This window comes from Shewanella sp. 11B5, from assembly GCF_002836795.1.
Taxonomy (GTDB): domain Bacteria; phylum Pseudomonadota; class Gammaproteobacteria; order Enterobacterales; family Shewanellaceae; genus Shewanella; species Shewanella frigidimarina.
This window is the reverse complement of sequence record NZ_PJAP01000463.1, coordinates 1-4,631: the sequence shown is the minus strand read 5'-3', so window position 1 is coordinate 4,631 and position 4,631 is coordinate 1. Positions and strand designations below refer to the sequence as shown.

At 42.0% G+C, this 4,631-nt stretch carries 4 protein-coding genes; 3 read left to right on the top strand and 1 reads right to left on the bottom strand.

What is annotated here, in order from left to right:
- Window positions 1-284: 284 nt before the first annotated feature.
- From apt to CXF78_RS10770, 3 genes are all read left to right on the top strand, one after another.
- Entirely contained in the window at window positions 285-836 is a 552-nt protein-coding gene (apt, locus tag CXF78_RS10780; RefSeq protein ID WP_041413043.1) for an adenine phosphoribosyltransferase, read from the top strand.
- Between the two features lie 150 nt (window positions 837-986).
- The gene (gene dnaX / locus CXF78_RS10775) at window positions 987-3,833 is read left to right on the top strand and encodes a DNA polymerase III subunit gamma/tau (protein WP_102036776.1); all 2,847 of its coding nucleotides are present in this window, start codon (window positions 987-989) and stop codon (window positions 3,831-3,833) included.
- Window positions 3,834-3,976: 143 nt separating this feature from the next.
- On the top strand, window positions 3,977-4,309 hold the full coding sequence (locus tag CXF78_RS10770; protein ID WP_011637860.1) for a YbaB/EbfC family nucleoid-associated protein: 333 nt from the start codon (window positions 3,977-3,979) through the stop codon (window positions 4,307-4,309).
- A 61-nt stretch (window positions 4,310-4,370) separates the two neighbouring features.
- Here CXF78_RS10770 and CXF78_RS21425 read toward each other — a convergent pair.
- On the bottom strand, window positions 4,371-4,631 hold a 261-nt coding region (locus CXF78_RS21425; RefSeq protein WP_180957110.1), incomplete at its 5' end, for a hypothetical protein.

Genomic DNA, 4,631 nt, shown 5'->3' with positions numbered 1-4,631 from the left:
CGATCGCTCAAGCGAAAAGCCATGTTAATGAGCGGCCTTAGTTTTGCTATTAGTATCATGATAGTACCGATAATATGGGTGAAAATTATGTTGTTGTGCATGATGTTTATTTTATTATTTTTCTTGTGGCGGATCCCAGAGTTAGAATAATAAATAGCCTGGTTAATGCATGCCTGTTGCAACTGAGATTAAACGGGCATAAGATCACACCAGTATTTTTACCAGAGTCCACCAATGACGTGGACTTTTTTATTGCGTAATCACTTTCAGACAGAGTTAACTACATTATGATGAACCAAGACAGTTTAGCGCTTATTAAGCAGAGCATTAAAACCATTCCTGATTATCCAATACCAGGCATCATGTTCCGTGACGTCACCAGTTTGCTTGAAAATGCAGAAGCTTATAAAGCCACTATTGCGATTCTAGTGGCTCATTATCAATCAAAAGGTTTCACTAAAGTGGTTGGTACTGAAGCGCGTGGTTTTTTATTTGGCGCACCGTTAGCGTTAGAGCTCGGCGTCGGTTTTGTACCTGTGCGTAAACCGGGTAAATTACCCCGTAAAACCATAAGCCAAACTTATGACTTAGAATACGGTAAAGACACCTTAGAAATTCATGTTGATGCAATTAATGCTAATGATAAAGTGCTCGTTATTGATGATCTATTAGCCACCGGTGGCACGATTGAAGCGACGGTAAAACTTATTCGTGAATTAGGCGGTGAAGTGAGCCATGCTGCATTTGTTATCTCATTACCAGAAATTGGTGGCGAGAAGCGTTTACAAGGTATGGGAATTGAAGTATTAAGTTTATGCGAGTTTGACGGCGAGTAAGTAAAGTAAAATAAACTGCCATTTTATTAAGCAGTTAACTAAGTTTTACTCTATCAAATGCTTGCTCAACAATAGCATGCCAGCCCTTGGCATGTTATTGTTAACCCCTTTAAAGGGATTGACTCCCGATAGCTCTCTGTGGGGAATTTCATGTCTTACCAAGTACTAGCCCGCAAATGGCGTCCAGCTAAATTTGAACAAATGGTCGGCCAATCCCATGTATTAATGGCATTAACCAATGCATTGAGCCAACAACGTTTACATCATGCTTATCTGTTTACTGGTACCCGCGGCGTGGGTAAAACCAGTTTGGCACGTTTGTTTGCTAAAGGTCTTAATTGTGAAACAGGCGTTACTGCTACGCCGTGCGGTGAATGCTCTAGTTGTATTGAAATTGCCCAAGGCCGATTTGTTGATTTAATTGAAGTCGATGCCGCTTCCCGCACCAAAGTTGATGATACTCGCGAACTTCTCGACAATGTACAGTATCGCCCATCCCGTGGTCGTTTTAAGGTGTACTTAATTGATGAAGTACACATGTTGTCGCGCAGCAGTTTTAACGCACTACTAAAGACCTTAGAAGAGCCTCCTGAGCACGTTAAGTTTTTATTAGCGACAACCGATCCGCACAAACTGCCGGTTACTGTGCTATCTCGTTGTTTACAGTTCAATTTGAAAAGTTTATCGCAGGACGAAATTAGCAAGCAACTTGAGTATGTTATCACTCAAGAAAAGTTACCATTTGAGTCGCAAGCACTGAGTTTATTAGCCAAAGCGGCCAATGGCAGTATGCGTGATGCGCTCAGTTTAACGGATCAAGCCATAGCATTTGGCAGTGGTCAAGTGATGCTTACACAAGTGCAAACCATGTTGGGCAGTATTGATGAGCAACATGTGCTCGCGTTATTAAAAGCCTTGTGTGATGCCGATGTTGGGCCATTAATGCAAACCGTGGCAAAAGTATTGGCATTTGGCGCAGATGCCGAAGAAGTACTACGCAGCTTATTAGAATTATTACATCAAATCACCTTAACTCAATTTGCCCCAGCCGCAGCACAACAATCGCTGTTTAGTGAGCAAATTGTGGCATTCGCGCAGCAATTAGCGCCTGAACAAGTACAGCTTTATTACCAAATGCTGCTTAACGGCCGTAAAGATTTACCCTTTGCTCCCGATCCTAAATCGGGCTTGGAAATGGCACTGCTTCGTGCGGTAGCCTTTACGCCCGAGAAACAAGTAAAACGTTGGGTAACAACGACACCAGCTAATATTGATTTAAGCGTTATCGATCACACATCAACTTCAACACAAGAGGTCATTGAAACAGGCCCAAAGCCTGATGCTCTGCCTCAAGCGCATTATGGTTTAACGACAGCAGCAACCGCTATTCAGGCTGAAGTGTTGCCGACTGCCGAAGTTGAAGATGCTGATCCTCTCGACGATATCGCTGTTGAGCCTTCGTTGGTGGCTGAGCAAGCTTTATTGTTGGACCAAGCACAAAGCTTAGGGTTTGATTCATTGCCGCTAGAAAGTGTCGATATGCACACTGACCAGCTTGTTAATGATGATGCCGACAATGATGCCGAAGTTGACGTTGTTAATGCAACTTCATCTGATAATGTTGTTCATAGCGCAGATGCTGAAGCAACGGATGAATCCAGTACTAAAAATGTGATAAGCGATGTTATCGAGTCTGAAGAATTTGCAGAGCAACCTGCATTGGCGCCAAGTACGGCAGACACCAATTCAGTAGAAAATAGCCAATCGAGTGATAGTGCAGATAACAGCTCACTTGATGCCTATTCCTTTATGGATTATGACGAAGCAGACGATCCGTCAATGGAATATCAACCCTCGGATCATGACGAATATGTTGCGTTTTCGGTTTCAAACGAGATAACTGAAGCTAACAATGTTACTGAAGCTTCGGAGTCGATGTCTGAACCGAAAACGGTTAATCATCTTGTTGACAATAACAGCGACTTGATGAGTGATAATGCTTGTCAAAACCTCACTAGCGCAGATGATAACTTAGACGACTTTTTAGATGAAGTGTTAGCCAGCCGAGATTCTCTCATTGCAGATGTTGGTGTATTACAGCAACAAGAAGAACTTGCCAAAAAAGAGTCTACAAAAACAATCAGTTCTAGAGTGAGCAAAGCGGCTGCGGCATCAACATCAACAACGGCCGCTAATGAGTCTTCTGATAAGTCAGAACAGGCTGAGTTTAGCGCACCTACAGCCAACGAAGCATCATCTGTAACGCTCAACGGAATAGACAAGTCTAAAGTTGTGGCCGATTATGATAGGCCTCCTTGGGTCGCGCCCAAAGAGGGTGAGATCGTTAATGCGTTTGCAGATATTAATCAAGAGACTAAACCAGCAGTTGAAGCAACATTTCAACCATCGAGTTCAGTCAGTCAGCAAGCTGGTCATCAACATCAAAAACCGGCCAGCGCACAAATAACCCGTTCACTGGCTGCTGATCCGCAAAACATTAATGCAGAGCCGGTGATTCAATCTAATGTGCTCGCCAAATTTGAACCACACAGCATTCAAGGCGATGAAGTTGATTTACATTGGTATAAAATAATGACTAATGTGTCCGTTGGCGGAAGGGTTAGGCAATTAGGGGTGAACTCCGTGTGCCCAACATTGTCAAACCCAATAGTATTGGTGTTAAAACCAGACCAGAAACATTTGTCTGCGCAAACTGCTATCGATCAATTACAAGTAGCGTTATCTGAGTACCTTGAGCGACCAACTGAAGTTGAGATACAGATTGGTGTGGTGCAAAAACGAGAAACACCACTTGAGTTACGCAAACGTTTTCATCGGGAGCTTATTGCGCAAGCGCAACAATCTATTTTGCTTGATGACAACGTTCAGTGGATGATCCAACACTTATCGGCTCAGTTAGACAGTGACACGATTGAATATCCATCGGAGCAACTAGGGCAAATAGCGCAGGATATTGCACTAATCAACGCTTCATAAGTACACAAATAGGGTGGTTTTACAGAAAATGAATATATCTTCATCTCAAAAATGTATCTGTAATATTGCCAATCGATTTTATTTCAGTAAGATTGTCGCCATTATGACGACTTGCTAACAACCTTAATTAGAGAGAGACGACTATGTTTGGTGGAAAAGGCGGTATGGGCAATTTAATGAAACAAGCCCAAATGATGCAAGACAAAATGGCTAAAGTGCAGGAAGAAATTGCGCGCACAGAAATGACGGGTGAAGCGGGTGCTGGCTTGGTTAAAGTAACCATGACAGGTAACCACAATGTGCGTAAAGTTGAAATTGATCCAAGTTTGATGGAAGACGATAAAGAGATGTTAGAAGATCTTATCGCCGCAGCGTGTAATGACGCAGCACGTCGTATTGAAGAAAATCAAAAGACTAAAATGGCCGAAGTGACTGGTGGTATGCAATTACCTCCAGGAATGAAAATGCCGTTTTAATCGTGCCGTGAATCAATAAAAAAGCTCAAGCATTAATGCTTGAGCTTTTTTATTTCCAGCCTTAAACCGCTTTCATCGCAGCTTGTTGGTCAATAATCATATAGCCTTGTGCTTGGTAATCATTAATGCATTGCTGAAACTTATTTTCAAGTTTAACTTTATCAAAAAATCCTAAAGCATAAGAGTCGCATTTCACTTTCATTTTTTGATCATTAATCAATAGAGTTTCTTTTTTCAATTCAGCGAAACCTAATGAGTATGCGATTTCAACAAATTTGAGGTTGATAAAGTAACCTAGTACGACAGCAACAATAATGATGAT

What these genes read in the sequence shown, in the direction of transcription:
- CXF78_RS10770 (WP_011637860.1), top strand. Translation starts at nt 3,977, where the DNA reads ATGTTTGGTGGAAAAGGCGGTATGGGCAATTTAATGAAACAAGCCCAA.
- dnaX (WP_102036776.1), top strand. Translation starts at nt 987, where the DNA reads ATGTCTTACCAAGTACTAGCCCGCAAATGGCGTCCAGCTAAATTTGAA.